The 19,041-nt window shown below is 47.4% G+C and carries 13 protein-coding genes; 3 read left to right on the forward strand and 10 right to left on the reverse strand.

The genetic code is table 11. The features are described from left to right. Positions 1-247 precede the first annotated feature (247 nt). The gene (locus tag WH95_RS19355; protein ID WP_218044534.1) at positions 248-1,726 is read left to right on the forward strand and encodes a M23 family metallopeptidase; all 1,479 of its coding nucleotides are present in this window, start codon (positions 248-250) and stop codon (positions 1,724-1,726) included. A 97-nt stretch (positions 1,727-1,823) separates the two neighbouring features. On the opposite strand, the gene clpB is transcribed toward WH95_RS19355, so the two are convergent. Then, positions 1,824-4,415 (reverse strand): ATP-dependent chaperone ClpB, encoded by a 2,592-nt coding sequence (gene clpB, locus WH95_RS19360; protein WP_046510063.1) that lies wholly within the window; start codon positions 4,413-4,415, stop codon positions 1,824-1,826. Positions 4,416-5,051: 636 nt separating this feature from the next. Here clpB and WH95_RS19365 point away from each other — a divergent pair. Continuing rightward, positions 5,052-5,807, forward strand: a complete 756-nt coding sequence (locus WH95_RS19365) for an MOSC domain-containing protein (protein WP_046510064.1) — start codon at positions 5,052-5,054, stop codon at positions 5,805-5,807. A 64-nt stretch (positions 5,808-5,871) separates the two neighbouring features. On the opposite strand, the gene WH95_RS20835 is transcribed toward WH95_RS19365, so the two are convergent. The 9 genes from WH95_RS20835 to WH95_RS19410 form a co-directional block, all read right to left on the reverse strand. Further along, on the reverse strand, positions 5,872-6,612 hold the full coding sequence (locus tag WH95_RS20835) for a DUF4167 domain-containing protein (protein ID WP_082114254.1): 741 nt from the start codon (positions 6,610-6,612) through the stop codon (positions 5,872-5,874). A 183-nt stretch (positions 6,613-6,795) separates the two neighbouring features. After that, positions 6,796-7,668 carry a peptide chain release factor N(5)-glutamine methyltransferase gene (gene prmC, locus WH95_RS19375; RefSeq protein ID WP_046510065.1) on the reverse strand — a complete coding sequence of 291 codons (873 nt, stop codon included), beginning with the start codon at positions 7,666-7,668 and terminating at the stop codon, positions 6,796-6,798. Between the two features lie 23 nt (positions 7,669-7,691). Next, the gene (prfA, locus tag WH95_RS19380) at positions 7,692-8,768 is read right to left on the reverse strand and encodes a peptide chain release factor 1 (protein WP_046510066.1); all 1,077 of its coding nucleotides are present in this window, start codon (positions 8,766-8,768) and stop codon (positions 7,692-7,694) included. 2 nt (positions 8,769-8,770) lie between these two features. Continuing rightward, positions 8,771-10,129 (reverse strand): glutamyl-tRNA reductase, encoded by a 1,359-nt coding sequence (gene hemA, locus WH95_RS19385; protein ID WP_052742169.1) that lies wholly within the window; start codon positions 10,127-10,129, stop codon positions 8,771-8,773. Between the two features lie 62 nt (positions 10,130-10,191). Beyond that, the gene (gene hisS / locus WH95_RS19390) at positions 10,192-11,436 is read right to left on the reverse strand and encodes a histidine--tRNA ligase (protein ID WP_046510067.1); all 1,245 of its coding nucleotides are present in this window, start codon (positions 11,434-11,436) and stop codon (positions 10,192-10,194) included. A 138-nt stretch (positions 11,437-11,574) separates the two neighbouring features. Further along, a complete protein-coding gene (ispG, locus tag WH95_RS19395; RefSeq protein ID WP_046510068.1) occupies positions 11,575-12,708 on the reverse strand; it encodes a flavodoxin-dependent (E)-4-hydroxy-3-methylbut-2-enyl-diphosphate synthase in 1,134 nt (377 codons plus the stop codon). Between the two features lie 183 nt (positions 12,709-12,891). Continuing rightward, the gene (locus tag WH95_RS19400; protein ID WP_245622998.1) at positions 12,892-14,175 is read right to left on the reverse strand and encodes a helix-turn-helix domain-containing protein; all 1,284 of its coding nucleotides are present in this window, start codon (positions 14,173-14,175) and stop codon (positions 12,892-12,894) included. Between the two features lie 120 nt (positions 14,176-14,295). Further along, positions 14,296-16,578, reverse strand: coding sequence for a phosphoenolpyruvate--protein phosphotransferase (gene ptsP / locus WH95_RS19405; RefSeq protein WP_046510070.1), 2,283 nt, complete (start codon positions 16,576-16,578; stop codon positions 14,296-14,298). 167 nt (positions 16,579-16,745) lie between these two features. Further along, complete coding sequence (locus tag WH95_RS19410) at positions 16,746-17,969, reverse strand: aspartate kinase (RefSeq protein ID WP_046510071.1); 1,224 nt, start codon at positions 17,967-17,969, stop codon at positions 16,746-16,748. Positions 17,970-18,221: 252 nt separating this feature from the next. Between WH95_RS19410 and ubiG the strand changes: the two genes are divergently transcribed. Continuing rightward, positions 18,222-18,995: a bifunctional 2-polyprenyl-6-hydroxyphenol methylase/3-demethylubiquinol 3-O-methyltransferase UbiG gene (gene ubiG / locus WH95_RS19415; protein WP_046510072.1), complete on the forward strand. Its 774-nt coding sequence runs from the start codon at positions 18,222-18,224 to the stop codon at positions 18,993-18,995. Positions 18,996-19,041 lie beyond the last annotated feature (46 nt).

Genomic DNA, 19,041 nt, shown 5'->3' on the forward strand with positions numbered 1-19,041 from the left:
CCCCTCAACCAACACTGTCAAAGACCTTTTTAAATTTTATTTACTTTTTTCCATCATCTTGCCCCCTGTTTACGACAATTTTGCCGTAAACCCCGCAGAAAAGGGGGACTTTCTTTAAAAAGAGAATCGAGTAAAGATTGACAGGAATCCATAAATACATCACTTTGTCCGAGCAGAGTTTTGAGATTCTACATAACAACAACATTAAATACGGCCGTATGTCGTCACGGATTCCGGAGCACTACGTGTGAAGAATAGATTCCACACACCTACTTTTATGGTTAATGCAGCACTAGGAGGCAGCCTGTCGATTCTCGCCCTTGGCGGGATCTATTTCTGGCTTTCCAGTAGTACCCCTATAGAAGAGCAGGTTACAAACAATAGCCCCAGCGCCTCTGTTGAAATGACCAACGATGAAAGCATCGATGCAAACATCAACACGCAAGACATTACCGTTGCCTCACCAGAAGTTGTCGCGACTTTAAAAACGGATTTACTGACGAGTGAATACATCGCTGTTGGAGCCGTACCCACGGAAACCGCCGCAGATATTCAGGAACCGAGTGATATCGAAAAGATGGTAACCGTTTCCCATGGCGATACACTCATGAGCCTGCTTGTTACAGCCGGAGCTACACGTTCTGAAGCGCATGGTGCGATTACTGCCCTGACAGATGTCTATTCCCCACGAAAGATCAGACCTGGCCTGGACATCGCACTTACCTTTGCGCCACCGTCAGCACCTGTGACAGAAGAACAAGCAAAGGAACGTAATGTCGGCCCACTGAGAGCGATGCAGTTTCAGCCAAGTGTAGAGCGCATCGTTAAGGTCAGTACCACCGAGGGCGAAGACAGCAAGTATATAGCTGAGGAAATTCAACGCCCATTGACCATGAGAATGGCACGCAGCACCAACGAGATTACCAGTAGCCTCTATCTCGCGGCAACAAATGCCAGTGTTCCGAATGATATCATGATCAAGATGATCAGAGCCTATAGCTTTGACGTCGATTTCCAACGCGAGATTCAAAAGGGCGACAGTTTCGAGGTTGTCTATGAAGCCTTTTACGATGAAGATGGTAATCTCGCCCGTACAGGTGAAATGCTATATGGCCGATTGAACCTCTCTGGAGATGATCTGCAACTGTATCGTTTCACCCCATCCAGTGGCTTTACTGATTACTTTAATGAAAAGGGCCAATCAGCCAAGAAAGCACTGATGAGAACACCTGTTGATGGTGCACGCCTTTCCAGTCGTTTTGGCAAACGCAAACATCCGGTTCTTGGTTATACCAAGATGCATAAAGGTGTGGACTTTGCCGCTCCGCGTGGCACACCAATTTATGCAGCGGGTGATGGCGTTATTCTACGGGCAAACCGCTTCAGCAGTTTTGGTAACTATATAAAGATTCGCCATCACAGTGGCTATGAAACCGCTTATGCTCACTTAAAAGGCTTTGCCAAAGGCATTCGCAAATCCAAGCGGGTGCGCCAAGGCCAGGTCATTGGTTATGTTGGCACAACAGGGCGTTCTACGGGCCCCCATCTTCATTATGAAGTACTTTTCAACGGCCGCCAGGTTAACCCACTGGGCGTTAAGCTGCCCGCTGGCGAAAAGCTCAAAAAGGCTGACCTGAAAAAGTTCAAAGTTGAACAAGCCAAAATTGACAAAATAATTGAAGAACTGGAAAAGCCAGCCGCAATTGCAAAGCTGGAAACCAATTAATCCCAGGATCTCATTCAGTCACAAAAAGGGGCCGCTAAAAATACAAGCGGCCCCTTTTTATTTTCATGTATTAATGACAGATCAGCAGGAAGAACCTTTACTGGACGGCCAGTTTTTGACCATTGATCGTAAGAACATCATCCTCGGCAGAAATATTCAGCTGTTCTCCGTCATGGATCGAACCGTCAAGCAACAGCGAAGCCAGTGGATTTTGTAGTTCTCGTTGAATGACACGTTTAAGTGGACGTGCCCCATAGACGGGGTCATAACCTTTTTCTGCAAGCCACTCCGTCGCATCGTCATCAAGCTTTGCCTTGATATCGCGGCCAGCCAGCAGTTTTTGTAGACGACCAAACTGAATTTCGACAATAGAGTTCATATGGCGACGCTCTAGACGATGGAACAAAAGAACCTCGTCCAAACGGTTCAGGAACTCAGGCCTGAAGGAGGCACGAACCACGTCCATCACCTGTTCACGAACAACAGAACTGTCCTCGCCATCCGGTTGGTTCGCCAGAACTTCTGATCCAAGGTTAGATGTCATGATGATCAGTGTGTTGCTAAAATCAACCGTGCGCCCCTGACCGTCGGTCAAACGCCCGTCATCCAGAACCTGTAAAAGAACGTTAAAGACATCCGGGTGCGCCTTTTCAACCTCGTCAAAAAGGACCACCTGATAAGGGCGTCTGCGCACAGCTTCGGTTAGAGCACCGCCTTCTTCATAACCCACGTACCCAGGCGGGGCCCCGATCATACGGGAAACAGCATGCTTTTCCATGTATTCCGACATATCCAAACGCACCATCGCCGTTTCATCATCAAACAGGAATGATGCCAGTGTCTTTGTCAGCTCAGTCTTACCGACACCGGTGGGGCCGAGGAAAAGGAAAGACCCGATAGGACGATTCGGATCCTGAAGACCGGATCTGGAACGACGAACAGCATTAGAAATCGCAACAATCGCTTCATCCTGTCCGATGACACGCTTCCTGAGAAGGTCTTCCATCTGAAGCAGCTTTTCTCTTTCGCCCTCAAGCATCTTGTCGACGGGAATTCCTGTCCAGCGGGAAACTACCGCCGCAATCGCATCTTCACGCACTTCTTCGTTCAGCATGTGACTGTCACCGGCTTCTTCAGCCTGGGCCAAAGCTCTTTCCAACTCTGGCAGGCGTCCGTATTTCAACTCACCGGCTTTTTCGAGACGACCATCTCGCTCGGCCTGTTCGAGCTCAATACGGGCTTGTTCAAGCTCTTCCTTGATCTTCTGGGCACCAGCAAGTTTGTCTTTCTCAGATTTCCACTGGCTGGTCAGCGTGTTGCTCTTCTCTTCCAACTCGGCAATTTCAAACTTCAGCTTGTCGAGACGATCTTTCGCGCCCTTGTCGCTTTCTTTCTGAAGGGCGGATTGTTCGATCTTCAACTGGATCAACTTGCGATCCATCTCGTCAATTTCTTCAGGTTTGGAATCCACCTCCATCCTCAGACGGCTTGCAGCTTCGTCGACAAGGTCAATCGCCTTATCCGGCAAGAAACGGTCTGTTATGTAACGGTTTGAGAGTGATGCGGCGGCAACAAGCGCAGAATCTGTAATTCGGACACCGTGGTGTAACTCATACTTCTCTTTCAGTCCGCGAAGGATAGATACCGTATCCTCAACATTCGGCTCTTCGACAACAACAGATTGGAAACGCCGCGCCAGAGCGGCATCTTTTTCGATATACTTGCGATATTCATCAAGTGTCGTAGCTCCGACACAGTGCAGGTCACCCCGCGCCAAGGCGGGCTTCAACATATTCGATGCATCCATTGCACCATCAGTTTTCCCTGCACCGACCAAGGTATGGAGCTCATCAATAAAGACAATGATCTCGCCGCTTGCTTCGGTTACCTCTTGTAAAACAGCTTTAAGGCGCTCTTCAAATTCACCACGATACTTAGCACCGGCAACCATTGAGCCGAGATCAAGCGACATCAACTGCTTGTTCCTGAGGCTTTCAGGGACATCACCGTTGACAATACGAAGAGCCAGCCCCTCAATAATAGCCGTTTTACCAACACCCGGTTCACCAATCAGAACAGGATTATTCTTGGTCCGTCTTGAAAGCACTTGAATCGTGCGCCGGATCTCTTCCTCTCGGCCAATGACGGGATCAAGTTTCCCTTCCCGTGCCAGACTGGTCAGATCCTGTGCGTACTTTTTCAAAGCATCATAACTGTCTTCTGCTGATGCAGACTGGGCCGTCCGTCCTTTACGCAGGTCATTTATTGCTGCATTGAGATTTTGGGCCGTTAACCCGGCATCTTTGAGAATTTTTCCGGATTCAGCTTCTTTCGAAAGCGCAAGAGCAATCAAAAGCCGCTCTACTGTGACATAGTTATCACCCGCCTTTTTCGCGATTTGTTCTGCCTGTTCGAAAACGCGCGCTGTTTCGGGGGCCAGGTACACCTGCCCCACATCCTGGCCACTTACCTTCGGCAACTTCGCCAGCGCACGATCGACATCTTCCCGTGCTTTTGTCGGGTTTCCACCTGCCGCAGTGATTAGATTAGCGGCGAGACCTTCCGAATCATCCAGCATTACCTTAAGCATATGTTCAGGTGTTAGCCGTTGATGATCACTGCGATGCGCAAGCCCTTGCGCAGCCTGAATAAACCCCTGGGTTCTTTCAGTATAACTATTCAAATTCATATTTTTAAAGCCCTCTCCGTCATGCCTGCATCTGCAGCACACAATCGTTGATGCCAATACCACCCATCACCCACAATAGTAGCATGATGGAACTCTGACGTTGATCGATATCACCCGTCAAAGAATATATGTGTATCAGATTAAACAGATACAAGGATTGAGTATCTGGATTTTTAAGCTAATACCCCCTTGAAATAGAGAGAATTTTTCCCAGACATTTCCAAACACATTCAATGGGCGCATTCCCCAAATTCAGGCAAAAAATTCAGGCAAAAAAAACCCTGCCCGAAGGCAGGGTTGGGAAATCCCATAGTTACGTCAGGAGAGATGAGTACATACCCAGAAGGAGCACAAACTATAAAGTGTTGGCGATATACGCCGAAGAGCCTGTGTTTTCTTCCTCGGTAGGAACTACAAGAAGGAAGCTAGCTCATGGAAAAACATTATGCAACTGAAAATCATTCTCATTTAAAAAATTTTTATTTATTTTCAGTATCTAAATTACATGCCCAAGATTTTTTTAGATGTTCGCACCTCGCATAATCGGCTGAAACGTGGGAACTTCGCAGATCAAACCATTAAAGGCTTGAAAAATAATATGCAGCCAACACAATAGAAAAAAATTCGGGAAAAAAGATGTCTGCTCATATAAAATCAATACATAGCTACCCAGTTAAGGGCCTCAGTGCTGAAAATTTAGATCAAGTCGATCTTCTCAAAGATGCACTTTTCCCCGATGACAGGCGATTCGCCATTGCCCATGGCTCTACGGAGTTTCCTGATGGCCCCACATGGCTTGCCAAAAAACACTTTGTGATGCTGGCAAAGAATCCAAAACTGGCTCAATTAACATCAAGCTTTGACAGGGAAACAGAGACACTCACCCTTTTTCGTAATGGCAAAAGAGTCTCCAGAGGAAAATTGACCGATCAGACTGGACGCATGCTATTGGAACAATTCCTGGCAAGCTTTTTAGAATCTGATGTACGTGGCGCACCTAAAATTGTGGAAAATAGTACCACTGCCTTTACCGACATTCCTTACTTACAAATCTCGCTCATTAACCTTGAAAGCATTAGAGATCTTGAAAGGGTTGTCCGAAGCCCTGTTGACCCTATGCGTTTTAGGGGGAACCTCTATATTCAGGGATTAAAAGCTTGGGCGGAAAACGACTGGGTCGGGAAAGAAATCACCATCGGTGACGTCGTTTTGGAAGTAAAGTCGCCTATTGGGCGTTGTGCTGCGACGAATGTAAATTTGGATACCGCCGAAGTGGACCTAAACATTCCCAAAAGCCTGCAAGCAGGATTTGGTCACAGAAACATGGGTGTATACGCCCAGGTCAAAACAGATGGACGTATCAAAAAAAATGCACCAGTGAAGATTGCTTAGTACAATCAAATCAGCTGGTGCATACAAATCGAACTTTTAAGACAGCAAAAAACTGGTAGTTAAACTAAGCTGTTTCCGTCGTATCTTTCTCGATCGGGTTTTTACGGGGACGTCCTCTTGGCCGTGGTGTTTTGACCTCGCCGGTATCCGCGACCTTACGCGTCCTTGTACGACGCTTGGGCTTTTCGGCTGGTGTCTCATCTGTCGCCAAAGGCAATTCAACAACAGCGGGTGGCGTTTCTGTAGAAGCTTGTTCTGTTTTAACTTCAAGCGTCATTTTTTCAGCAGGTTTATCCGCTGGCTTGGCATCATCAGAAGACTCGTAGCGAGGACGACGTGTCCGCACACGTCCCCGTGCGGCTGGTTTTGATGTTTCCTCTTCGGCGGAACCTTCATCGTTCAAGACAATTGCTGGCTGCGTATCGGCTTCATTTTCAGAAGCAACATTCCCATCAACAACTTTCGTTTCGCCATCAGACGAATTACGAGAATTTCTATTGCGATAATTATTATCAGACTGATTATTCCGACCTGAATTAGGATCAGTCGAATCATTAATGACACGGAAATAATGTTCAGCAAACTGATAGAAAGATTCGGCGGCAACACGATCCCCCCCAACAGCAGCGTCACGTGCCATCTGTAAATATTTTTCCTTTAGTTGTGAGGCATTTCCACGGATACGCCCCCCAGGTCCGTTACTATCGAAGACACCATTACGTGATTGCTGTGGTTTCCGATTATTATTGTTTGACCGGCCGCGCGGACGACGGTTCGAATTGTTTGAATTTTGCTGTCTCATCATTCGCAAGCTAAATTAAATGCTAAATCGTGGGTATCGACAAACGTCAAGAGTCTCAAACTCTGACGACTTATTTATCAAGTTGTCGGCAAATACCCCCGGGGCACCCCACGCCCCTGCTATTGGTATACCGTAAAGCTATATCCCCGGCATTCCAAGCCCTAAATGTTAATTTTATATTATTTATTAAATGCTTTTGCGCCCAACGCAGGCTCTAGCGATACCACCAAGGTCTTTTTTCGGCGGAGAAACAATAAGACCAGCATCAAACATCAAAGCATTTATATCCTCTGCTTGTCCTTGTCCGGCCTCAATAACAAGCAAACCCTCCACGTTGAGAATTGCTGCGGCCTGCGGAATAAGCGTCTGATAATCTTGCATTCCATTATTTTCAGCAAAAAGAGCCGTACTCGGATCATAATTTAGAACCTCTGGCGCCAGAGCATTCTTTTCATCTGAACCTATATAGGGCGGGTTAGATATAATAATATCCCAGCCAGGTTCTAACCCTTCGCACCAGTTTCCAGCCTGAAAAACCGCTCGGCTTGCGAGTCCTAAAGAAACTGCATTTTCCTCTGCAACAGCAAGAGCTTTGTCACTGATATCAATACCAAGCCCCTGAGCAGCACGATATTCACTCAAAAGGGCCAGCAAAAGACATCCCGTTCCTGTCCCAAGATCTAAGATTTGAACTTGCCGAGCCTTATCGGTAACATTTTCAAGAACAGCTTCAATGAGAGTTTCACTGTCAGGTCGCGGATCAAGGGTATCGCGCGTAACTTTGAAATTCAGGCTCCAAAACTCCTTGCGACCAATAATCTTTGAGACAGGTTCTCGCTTAATCCGTTTATCAAGCATCATCTGAAAACAGGAAAACTCTTCGTCACTCAAGATTTTTTCTGGATATCCGAACAGATAAGACGTTTCCTTGGAAATCGCGTCAGCAAGTAATAAACGGACATCCAGTCGGGAATTATCAATCCCGGCATTCCTTAACTGCTCGCTTCCCGCCATCAAGCAATCAGCAATCGTCTTTTTATTTTGCCCATTGGAAGCCATATTAATTTAGACGTTGCTTTCGATCATTGTATTTCAGCAAGACGTTCGGCCTGATCCTCGGCGATAAGCGCATTAATGACTTCATCCAGGGCCTCGCCAGTGATCACCTTATCCAGCTTATAGAGAGTCAGATTGATACGATGATCCGTCACCCGTCCTTGCGGAAAGTTATAGGTTCGAATTCTCTCAGAACGATCACCACTTCCCACCTGAGACTTACGGTTTGCAGCCTGCTCTTTTTCCTGTTCTTGCCGCTGATTGTCATAAATCTGTGTCAGCAACATTTTCATCGCCTGTTCTTTGTTTTTGTGTTGAGAGCGACCATCCTGACATTGAACCACAACACCCGTCGGAACGTGTGTAATTCGTACCGCAGAATCCGTCGTATTAACATGCTGTCCACCAGCCCCTTGCGCACGATAAGTATCGATACGCAAATCAGCCGGATTAATTTCCACATCAACTTCTTGCGCCTCGGGCATAACAGCAACCGTCGCTGCCGAGGTGTGAATACGCCCACCGGATTCAGTCACAGGAACACGTTGAACACGGTGAACACCGGATTCAAATTTCAAATTAGAGAACACGCCCGCGCCAGTGATCAGGGCCGTGGCCTCCTTTACGCCACCAATACCATTTTCTGAATAGTCCAAAGCCTCAAAACGCCATCCGGATGTTTCTGCATAGCGTTGGTACATTTTGAAAAGTTCAGCGGCAAAAAGACCCGCCTCATCCCCACCAGTTCCGGCGCGGACCTCAAGAATCGCGTTACGTTCACCATCCACATCTTTGGGCAGCAACATAATTTGGACCTGATGTTCCATTTCCGGCAGCTTTTGCTTTAATTCCAGAAACTCTTCCTGGGCCAAGTCCCGCATTTCAGAATCCGCATCAGGGTCATTCAGCATCTCGGCCAGATCAGCCATCTCAGTTTGTAAAGCACGCAGTTCCTGAACAGTCTCAACAACAGAGGTTAATTCAGATAATTCCCTAAGTAACTTGGTATATTCATTCGACCCCGGGTCCTGATGGGTAGAAATGACCGCATTCAGTTCGTCATAACGGGCAACAACAGCATCTAGCTTTTCATCGAACTTCACGTTCAGTCCTCTTTTCCATCAATTTTTTGGAGCTCAGAATTGTCTGCAGCACCACCATCACCATATAAAGCGGTCTCTATACCAAACAATCTGAACAGTAACTGTTCAAATTGCATCTGCCTCTCAGGATCTTCTCTTGCAATCTCTTTTAAGACCACCTGCGGATTATGCAATAGTCGATTAATTAACAATCGGGTCGCAGCATCCGAATTCCCTTCGGTTTCCAGTAGAACCTGTGACCGAAGTCCTTCAAAGTGCTTTCGAATAACTGTAATGGCAGGGACAGCTTGTCTTTCCGCTTTTGAACGGATGAAGCTTTGCATTTCATCGCCAAGAACCTTCCAAGCAGCCATCATCGCTGCTTCGCGATGAACCTTACCCTGTTTCGCAACGCTTTCCAGATCTTCCAGGTCATAAAAATACGCACCGCTCAAATTATTAATTTCCGGTGCAATATCACGCGCAGCAGTCGTATCAATAAAAAAGACTGGCTTGCGTTTTCTTCTACGAAGAGCAGCAGCAACATTTTCAGTCGTGAAGATACGATCACCGCCGCCATAGGCCGACAAAATAACATCACTTTGGTAAATCAGGTCATCAAGTTGATCCCAAGGGCATACAGATCCCCCCAGACGAAAACTTGCCGTTTGGCTACGTCCAATTTTTGGATGCGTAATAACAAGATTACCTATGCCTACGCCATTAAATTCCTGACAAAGAAGTTCGCCTATTTCGCCACTACCAATTAACGCAATAGTACAGCGCGTTAAATCGCCATGAATACTGCGTGCAACCTGCAAAGCTGAAGAGGCGAGCGAGATCGGCTGTTGCCCGATTGTGGTTTCTGTCCGTACACGCTTCGCAGAAACAAGGCTGGCCTCAAACACACTATCAAGAAAACCGTCCGTTAATCCCAACCCCTTTGAGACCCGATGACATTCCTTTACTTGTCCCAGAATTTGAGGTTCGCCAACGATCAAACTATCTAAAGAAGCCGCAACTGCAAACAGATGCCGCAACGCATCTTGTCCTGAATGATCATAGCTTTGCTTCTGAAGTGTCACCAGATCAACATTCGCCTCTTGCGCAATGATGTTCTGGTAAAAGCCAATATCATCGTTTTCTAACTGGCCTAAGATAAAATCAAACCGTTCACATGTTGCAATCAAAACAACACTTCGTTTACCACTGTCTTTGATCTTGTTCAGTATCGACACATAGTCCGGTTCTTCAACGAAAAGCGTATCCCGTAAACGCCGCCCTGCCGTTCTTGCGCTAACACCAACAATGGCAAGCTGATCAAATTGATCAGAGTGTTCTATCAAAGGGTGCTCAGGAACAAAGGGCGGAACTGAATTCATACGATATCACGATTGTAAGTAAGAGAGGCCATTTTAGGCCTCTTTTACCAGATCTGTACAGCTTAGCGATAAACCGTCAGCTTATCAGCCAGAGCATCCAGTTTAACAAGTTCCTGTTCGCCACTGGAAAGATCACGAAGTGTCGCGGAATTCGCAGCCAATTCATCATCCCCCATAATAATGGCAGCACAGGCGTTTTGTTTATTGGCCCGATTCAGCCTCTTCTTCAGATTACCACTAAAACCAACTTCGACACGGTAAGCAGCATACCTTAACTTATCTGCAAGAACTTGTGCCCGAGATTCCGCCGCTTCACCCATCGGAATGATAACAACTGGCCTTGGTTCTGCGACTTGCCGTGTCATCAACATGGCCAGACGCTCAACGCCAGAGGCCCAGCCAACGCCCGGTGTTATCGGACCGCCCATGGTTTTAATCAGCCCATCATAACGCCCACCTGCCAGAACAGTCCCCTGTGCGCCCAATGCCGTTGTCGTAAACTCAAATGCAGTGTGACAGTAATAGTCCAGACCACGGACAAGGCGCGGGTTTATTTCATAAGAAATACCCAAGGCATCCAGGCCACTTTTAACCTGCGCAAAAAAATCTTTGCTCAAATCATTGAGATAGTCAGAGAAAACAGGGGCATCAGCAACAAGCTTTCTGTCCCCTTCATCTTTAGAGTCCAGAATACGCAACGGGTTTTTATCGAGACGACTCAGGCTATCTTCAGAGAGTTGGTCTTTGAACGCAGAGAAGTATTCGATCAATGCCGTACGATAGGCCTGCCTGCTCTCAACATCACCAAGTGTATTGAGTTCCAGCGTCGTATTTTCATACACACCAAGTTCTTTAAGAAAGTGCACCCCCAAGGAAATAATTTCAACATCCCCCTGTGGTTTATCAACCCCCAGAAGCTCTACGCCAGCCTGGTGAAATTGTCTTTGTCTGCCTTTTTGCGGGCGTTCATGGCGAAACATTGGACCGCCATAAAAGAACTTCACCGGTAGTTGCTGGCTCAATCCGTTAGACATAAACGCACGCGCAACACCCGCGGTATTTTCCGGGCGCAGCGTAATCTCATCCCCTCCCTTGGTAGAGAAGGTGTACATTTCCTTGGTCACAACATCTGACGTATCGCCAAGCGTCCGCTTGAAAACTTCTGTTTTCTCAAAAATAGGTGTGATTATCTCGTCATACCCAAAACGATTGGCAACCTCGCGTCCAATGTTCAACACTTCGCGATGTCGACGCATATCATCGCCAAAAAGGTCATGCGTGCCGCGAACTGGTTGAAGAGAAGACATCGTTTGGGTTCTCCTGAAATAAAGGATTAAGAGTTTCGGTTAAAAATAACCGGAATGGTTATAGGGAATAGCCCCTTAAAAGTACATAGCCACAATAACGTGCCACGTACTTTTATAGAGGTTCCATAGAGAAAGTTATTAGTGCCCCATCTGTTGAGGTGTTTCACCCCGGGCAATGGCGTCTTCAATTTCTGCGGCTTTGGTTTCGATCATGCCCACCAAATGATCAACAATACTTTGATCTTTCAGACGATGGTCAGGCATGCCAGCCACATATACCTGATGCGTCCCCTTGCCGCCGCCTGTCAAACCAATATCGGTCATCGTCGCTTCACCAGGACCATTCACCACACAGCCAATAACAGAAACAGTCATCGGTGTCGTAATATGGCTCAACCGTTCTTCCAAAACAGAAACAGTATTAATCACATCAAACTGTTGACGGGCACAGGATGGACAGGAAATAACATTCACACCCCGATGCCTCAGGCCAAGTGATTTCAGAATATCAAACCCGACTTTGATTTCTTCAACAGGATCAGCAGACAGCGAAACCCGCAAAGTATCCCCGATCCCCGACCACAGAAGACTTCCAAGACCAATAGATGATTTAATCGTTCCTGTGCGCAGGCCACCCGCTTCTGTAACACCAATATGCAGCGGATAATCACAGACCTCGCCCAATTGCATATAAGCAGCAACCGCCATGAAAACATCCGATGCCTTACAGGAAATTTTAAACTCTCTGAAATCAAGGTCTTCCAGGATCCGGATATGACCAAGCGCAGATTCCACCATCGCATCGGGACAAGGTTCACCAAAACGGTCCAGCAGATGTTTTTCCAACGATCCGGCATTCACACCGATACGCATGGAGCACCCGTGATCCTTTGCTGCGCTGACAACTTCCAGCACTTTCTCGCGCTTACCAATGTTTCCCGGATTAATCCGTAAACAGGCCGCACCGGATTCAGCGGCTTCGATGGCACGTTTATAATGAAAGTGAATATCTGCAACGATCGGCACAGAGACTTCTTTGATGATATCCTTCAAGGCCCGGGAAGATTCTTCATCCGGGCAAGACACGCGAACGATATCAGCACCAGCTTCTTCCATCGCATGGATTTGTTCGACAGTCGCCTTTACGTCTGTCGTTAAGGTGTTCGTCATGGATTGAACGGTAATAGGGGCGTCACCACCAACGGGGACATTGCCAACCATTATCTGTCGTGATTTCCGGCGAACAATATCTCGCCAAGGACGTATACTCATCAAACTCTCTCTGTGCCCTAAAAAAGCAGAGGAAACATGCGCTTTCTTGAACAATAATTCAAGCTGAAACCCCTTATGTCATACCAGCTATTCAAACCTGCAATAGTGACAGAAAAAAGAAAAGGCGCAGTTTTATGACTGCGCCTTTCAATATTTAAGAACTAACCTAATGAAGTAAAAGGTTTATTCTGCCGTAATTGACTCCAAAAGGCCCTCTTCTGAAAGTATGATATCTCTGCGCACTGCCCCTAGCGCACCGAGCTTGGGCAAATCATTACCATTCAATTTAATCGTAATGCCACCTGCATTCCCTGTGGCCATAACTAGGTCATCCCGGTTCGGCACATTATAAACTGATCCTGCCCTGAGAACGCGGCTAAAGATTGCTTCGCCAGATCCATTCACAATATGCATCCACGTATCCCGTTCAGCATGAATAGAAATCGGCGAAGCTTCGACTTCATCGCCAAAAACTTCAGGTTCTGGCGGTGGTGGTGGTGTTACAGCAGCGACAGATGTCTCTATCTCAGACGCAGTGTTATCAGCTTCGGCGATATTCTCTGTTGCGATGCTATCTGATACAACATCCTCATCATTTGTTATCTCAGAAACTACAGCATCCCCCTGCTCAGCATTCCCGGTGAGAGAAACGTCAGGAACCTCGGGAACTGCCTGAGATTGGGCTTCAGCCGATACAGCCTCAGAACTTGTATCTGCCGATACTGTTTCTGTCATCTGGTCTGTATTTTGGTCGCCTGTATTTTGGCTCAGAACACCAGAAGCTTCATTTACAGATACGTCTTCAGTATTCGAATTCTCAGCTGTCTGAGTGTCATCGGATTGTGCACTGTTTGCAGAATCCACACTGTTTACAATGGCCGCATCAGGTTCGGAAACATTCTCAGCGGATGCTGACTCAACAGAAGCTGACTCAACAGGGGATGGGGTAACCTCAACTGGATCAGTTGCAGAGACCTCTTCTTCAACAGACGTATCGGTTTTCTTTTCAGATAAAAAAGGAACCCATTCTGTAATATCCACGTCAAACCGTGATATTGCTGTCCATCCGCCATAAGCAACGCCCAACAAAATGACCGAAATTAAAAGAATCGCCAGCCCTGGTGTTTTACTCTCAGGAACCGGTGTCGGGAAAACCAACTGCTTGCGATCACCATAATTTTGAACTTCCTGTTTGAACTGTCTGACAATTTCATCTTTGTCGAGGTTCAGGTAGCCCGCATAGGTCCGTACAAAACCATATGCATAGGTATCACCCGGCAAGCTGGCAAAATCGCCACGTTCAATGGCTTCTAGAAACACATATCTTATTCGAAGAATACTCGCGACAGATCGTAAATCCTGTCCACGTTTTTCTCGGCCAGTGCGAAGAATTTCCGCAACAGTAATAGTAGGCTCGTTATTTTCCGAGGTATCTTCCCCGGATGTATTTTCCCGTGATTCCGGCATCGCTTCCACAATCCCCTCCCTGCAAGCTGTGACTATTACCTAAGTATTAGGCTCTAGTCACCTGTGGCGCGTAGGGGAAAGTTGTAACAAATTCAGTAACAAACAACAAATAAATCTATTTTAAATCACAACGTTTGCTGTTTTGGCGTAGTTCTCTAATTCACTTCGCACACTATGATCTGGTTTCTCTAGCAACCCAGTTATAAATTCCTTGATGCTATCCACATTCAACGAACGCACCATTTTTTTTGCATCTGGAACTTGTTGGGCAGGCATCGACAACGATTTAAAACCGCACCCAATAAGTGCCATGGCTTCGATTGGCTGGCCCGCCATATCACCACACAAAGAAAGATCGACCCCGGCCTTATGTGTTGTTTCCGCAATATTCCGCATCATTTTCAAAACACCAGGACTTAAAGCATCATACCGTCGTGCCAACCTTGTGTTCCCTCGATCCGTTGCAAAAACGAACTGCAACAAATCATTACTGCCAACAGACAGAAAATCCACTTCTTTGCATAGCGGGATCAGCTGCCAGATCAGTGCCGGAACCTCTAACATTGCGCCGACTCTTATCTTTTCGGGCAGCGTACCACCAATAGTTTTTTCTCGCTCCAATTCACGATCAAGTAAAGCCCGTGCAGCCTTAAACTCTGCGGTTTCCGATATCATCGGGAACATCACATCAAGCTGACGCCCCGCACAGGCCCGAATAAGAGCACGCAACTGCTGACGTAATAAGGCAGGACGATCCAGCCCAATACGAATAGCACGCCATCCCATGGCCGGATTTTCTTCGGCGATACTTGACCAATAGGGCAAGACCTTGTCACCGCCAACATCCAGTGTTCGGAACACAACAGGCTTCCCTTCGGCCCGATCCATAGCTTTGCGATATAGTTCAGTTTGCTCGGAAACATCGGGCAAGGACTTGCGAACCATAAAAGGAACTTCGGTCCGATACAGCCCCACACCATCGGCCCCTGCCGCATGCATATGGGGTAAATCCATTAACAAGCCGACATTGACGTTGAGTGAAATACGTTGATTATCCAGACTGACAGGGGCTAATTCTTTGGCCGCGGACACCTCTTCCCAACGAAGTTTCTTGTCTTTGACACTGGTCCGTAAAGTTCTAAGAACATCATCTTTTGGGCGAACAAAAACTTGGTCATGCGAGGCATCCAGAACAACCATGTCCCCCTCGCGGACACGGGTCAAAACATCTCGGCAGCGCCCAATAATAGGAAGTTCCAAGGCTTGTGCCACTAAGGCCACATGAGCTGTAGGAGATCCTTCTTCCAGGATAACGCCTTTCAAACGGTCCCAGTCATAATCAAGTAGTTCTGCCGGACCAAGAGTACGCGCCAAAAGAACGAATTCATCGGGTAACTCTGGCTTATCTTCATCCAGGTCAAGTAAATGATGTAATAGCCGATTGGCGAGATCATCCAAATCCGCAAGACGTTCCCTCAGGTACGGATCACTGATCTTGCTCATGCGGGAACGGGTTTCATTCTGAATTTTCTGAACCGCCGCTTCTGCTGTCATCCCCCCAACGCGAATGGCCTCGGTAATTTTGCCGACCCATCCCCGATCTTCGGCAAACATCCGGTAAGTTTCAAGGACCTCGCGCTGTTCGCCCATCGCGGCAATATCGGTTCGGGTCAGCATCTCGTCTATGGACGAGCGCATTTCCTTGACGGTTTTTTCCAGACGCTCGACTTCTTCGTCTATATCATCCGCAATGATGCGGTTAATGACGATACCCCGGTTATGGAAAACAGCCTCACCAATCCCCATACCTTCGTTCAGGCAAAGGCCTTTTATCCGATCAGGTTTCTCAAGCTCCTCTTTGGAGCTCTCTGCTTCCAGTGCAGAAACAGAAAGCGCCCCCCCTGCGATAAGTTCGGCCAGAACCATGGCAATGGTTTCCAAGGCCTCGACTTCTTCTTCATCATAGTGACGGTGCGTGACATTCTGGACGGCGATAACCCCCAGAACACGTCCGCTCCGCAAAATCGGAACCCCTAACATGGACTGGTAAGGTTCTTCACCTGTTTCAGGACGATAGGCAAAATTAGGGTGACGTGGCGCATCAGAAACCGCCATGGGCAGGGCCAGTGCCGCGCACTGTCCAACAATACCTTCGCCTTTATGCAAACGTGTTTGGTATACGGCTTCGGGTTTCAGCCCCATAGTCGCCGCAAGTTCCAGATATTCTCCCCGGCGCATCACATAGATAGAACAAACTTCTGCGTTCATATCCCGCGCGATAAGGTTAACTGTTTGCGCCAAGCGTTCCTGATTGGTGGACTTGCCCTTCATCTGGTCGCGCAAGAGCTTCAACAAACGACGAGATCCACCCCAAGCCGATGTTTTGTCATTCTTGCCTGTCATCAGATTCAGCGTCCTCGCAACCAGTGAAATATTTCAGGTTCTTATAAATATTGGGTTATTAGCCCAGAGCCAATAGCCCGGGGCCAATAACCCAACACAATAATCCCATGTCGGTTTTAAAGTACTGCTTATCTACGAAAACCGATTACAGAATTAATACTATAATATTAATCTTCTGAATCAAGGCCGTATGCAGTGTGCAAACTACGCAATGCCAGCTCGGTGTATTCTTCGGCAACCAGAACAGAAATTTTAATTTCAGATGTCGAAATTACTTCGATATTGATCCCCTTCTCGGCCAAGGCAGAGAACATTTTTTGGGCAACACCCGCGTGAGAACGCATACCAACACCGATCACAGAGATCTTTGCAACCGCAGGATCTGAATCCAGACTGTCATATTTCAGTCCGTTGCTGCTGTCTTCTAGAACTTTGATTGCTCTGTCCAAATCAGCCTTGGCAACAGTAAAGGTCATGTCTGTGGTTTTTTTATCGGCTGAAATATTTTGAACAATCATGTCCACATTGATTGCATTGTCAGTCAAAGGACCAAAGATGCTTGCCGCAACCCCCGGTGTATCTCTTACGCTACGGAGTGTGATTTTCGCTTCATCACGATTATAGGCGATGCCACTTACAATTGCCTGTTCCACGATTTCTTCCTCGTCTACAACTAAAGTTCCGGGCTTGTCTTCGAAGCTGGAAAGAACTTGAACGCGCACCCCATGCTTCATAGCCATTTCGACCGAGCGGGTTTGCAAAACCTTTGCCCCCTGGGAAGCAAGCTCTAACATTTCTTCATAGGTGATTTTTTCCATCTTGCGGGCTTTGGTCACGATACGAGGATCAGTCGTATAGATACCATCAACGTCCGTATAGATGTCACACCGATCCGCCTTAAGAGCCGCCGCAATCGCTACAGCAGAGGTATCAGAGCCGCCCCGGCCCAATGTTGAAATGCGGCCATCAGGACCAACACCCTGAAAACCGGCAAAGACAGCAACCTGACCTTCACCGAAACGGCGAATGATGTCATCGACCTCAATGCGTTCAATCCGGGCGCTACCATGTGCTGCATTTGTCACAATAGGGCTTTGCCAACCAAGCCAGGACCGGGCATTGATGCCCATATCCTGTAACACGATTGAAAGCAAACCTGACGTCACCTGTTCACCAGATGATACAACCGTATCATACTCGCGAAGATCATAGAGCGAACCAGCATCTTGAACATAATTGACTAGCTGGTTGGTCACACCAGCCATTGCGGAGACAACTACCGCAACCTCGTTTCCTGCCTCAACCTCTCGCTTAACGCGCTTTGCAGCGTTGCGGATTCGGTCAAGATCAGCAACCGAGGTGCCACCGAATTTCATAACGACTCGGGCCATCGGAACTCATCCTGTGAGGAAATATATATTTAATATCACTGCCCCGAACACTACCGTTAAAAAACCACTTTCAAACGGTTGCTCTCAAGGCTCGACATATCCATACTCTGCACGGCACAGCGACGCAAGAAAATGCGTGTGAAAAACGAACGAAATCACACATGTAAATTGTGAAATAGTGTCAATGTGATGAAAATTCTCTCACCTCCTTACCCAAAGGAACGGTGACAAGGAAAGTGGCAAGAAAACAAGATGAATGCAGCTCAGGCTCCTGAAAAAGATGAAGCATCCGGCATTACTGTCGATCCGCAAGAAATATCAAAGTTTGCGGCGATGGCAGATGAATGGTGGGACCCTTTGGGTAAATTTAAACCACTTCATCAATTAAATCCTGTCCGCATTAGCTACATTCGCGATCACCTTGCCAAAAAACATAATCGCGATATTACGGACCTCACGCCACTCAAGGGCCTTACAGTTCTTGATATCGGATGTGGCGGCGGCTTGCTGTCAGAACCATTGACCCGGCTTGGCGCAAAAGTCACAAGTATTGACGCCTCTCATCGGAACATAGAAATCGCCCGCATCCATGCCGAAGAAAGCGGCCTTGAAATGGATTACCGGCATATGACCGCTGAAGAACTGGTGGAACAAGGCGCACAATTCGATGCTGTCATCAATATGGAAGTTATTGAGCATGTTGCAGATGTCGAGGCCTATACCCGGGATTGCGCAACCCTAGTGAAGCCCGGCGGCACGATGTTTGGATCGACCCTGAACCGGACAAAAAAATCCTATCTTCTCGCCATTGTCGGTGCTGAATACCTGTTGCGATGGGTACCACGCGGAACCCACGAGTGGGACAAGTTTTTGCGCCCGTCAGAATTCGTGGACCTTCTGCGTCGCAATGGGCTTGAAGCCGAAGATCTGATGGGAATTGTCTATAACCCACTGCAAGACAAATGGTATCAGGATGCCAAAGATCTGGATGTGAACTACATGCTAATTGCCGAGAAGCCACAATAACAGCTCAATCAGGCTTCACGAGAGAACATTTCTGCCAAAGAAACCC

The organism is Kiloniella litopenaei (genome assembly GCF_000982415.1).
Taxonomy (GTDB): domain Bacteria; phylum Pseudomonadota; class Alphaproteobacteria; order Kiloniellales; family Kiloniellaceae; genus Kiloniella; species Kiloniella litopenaei.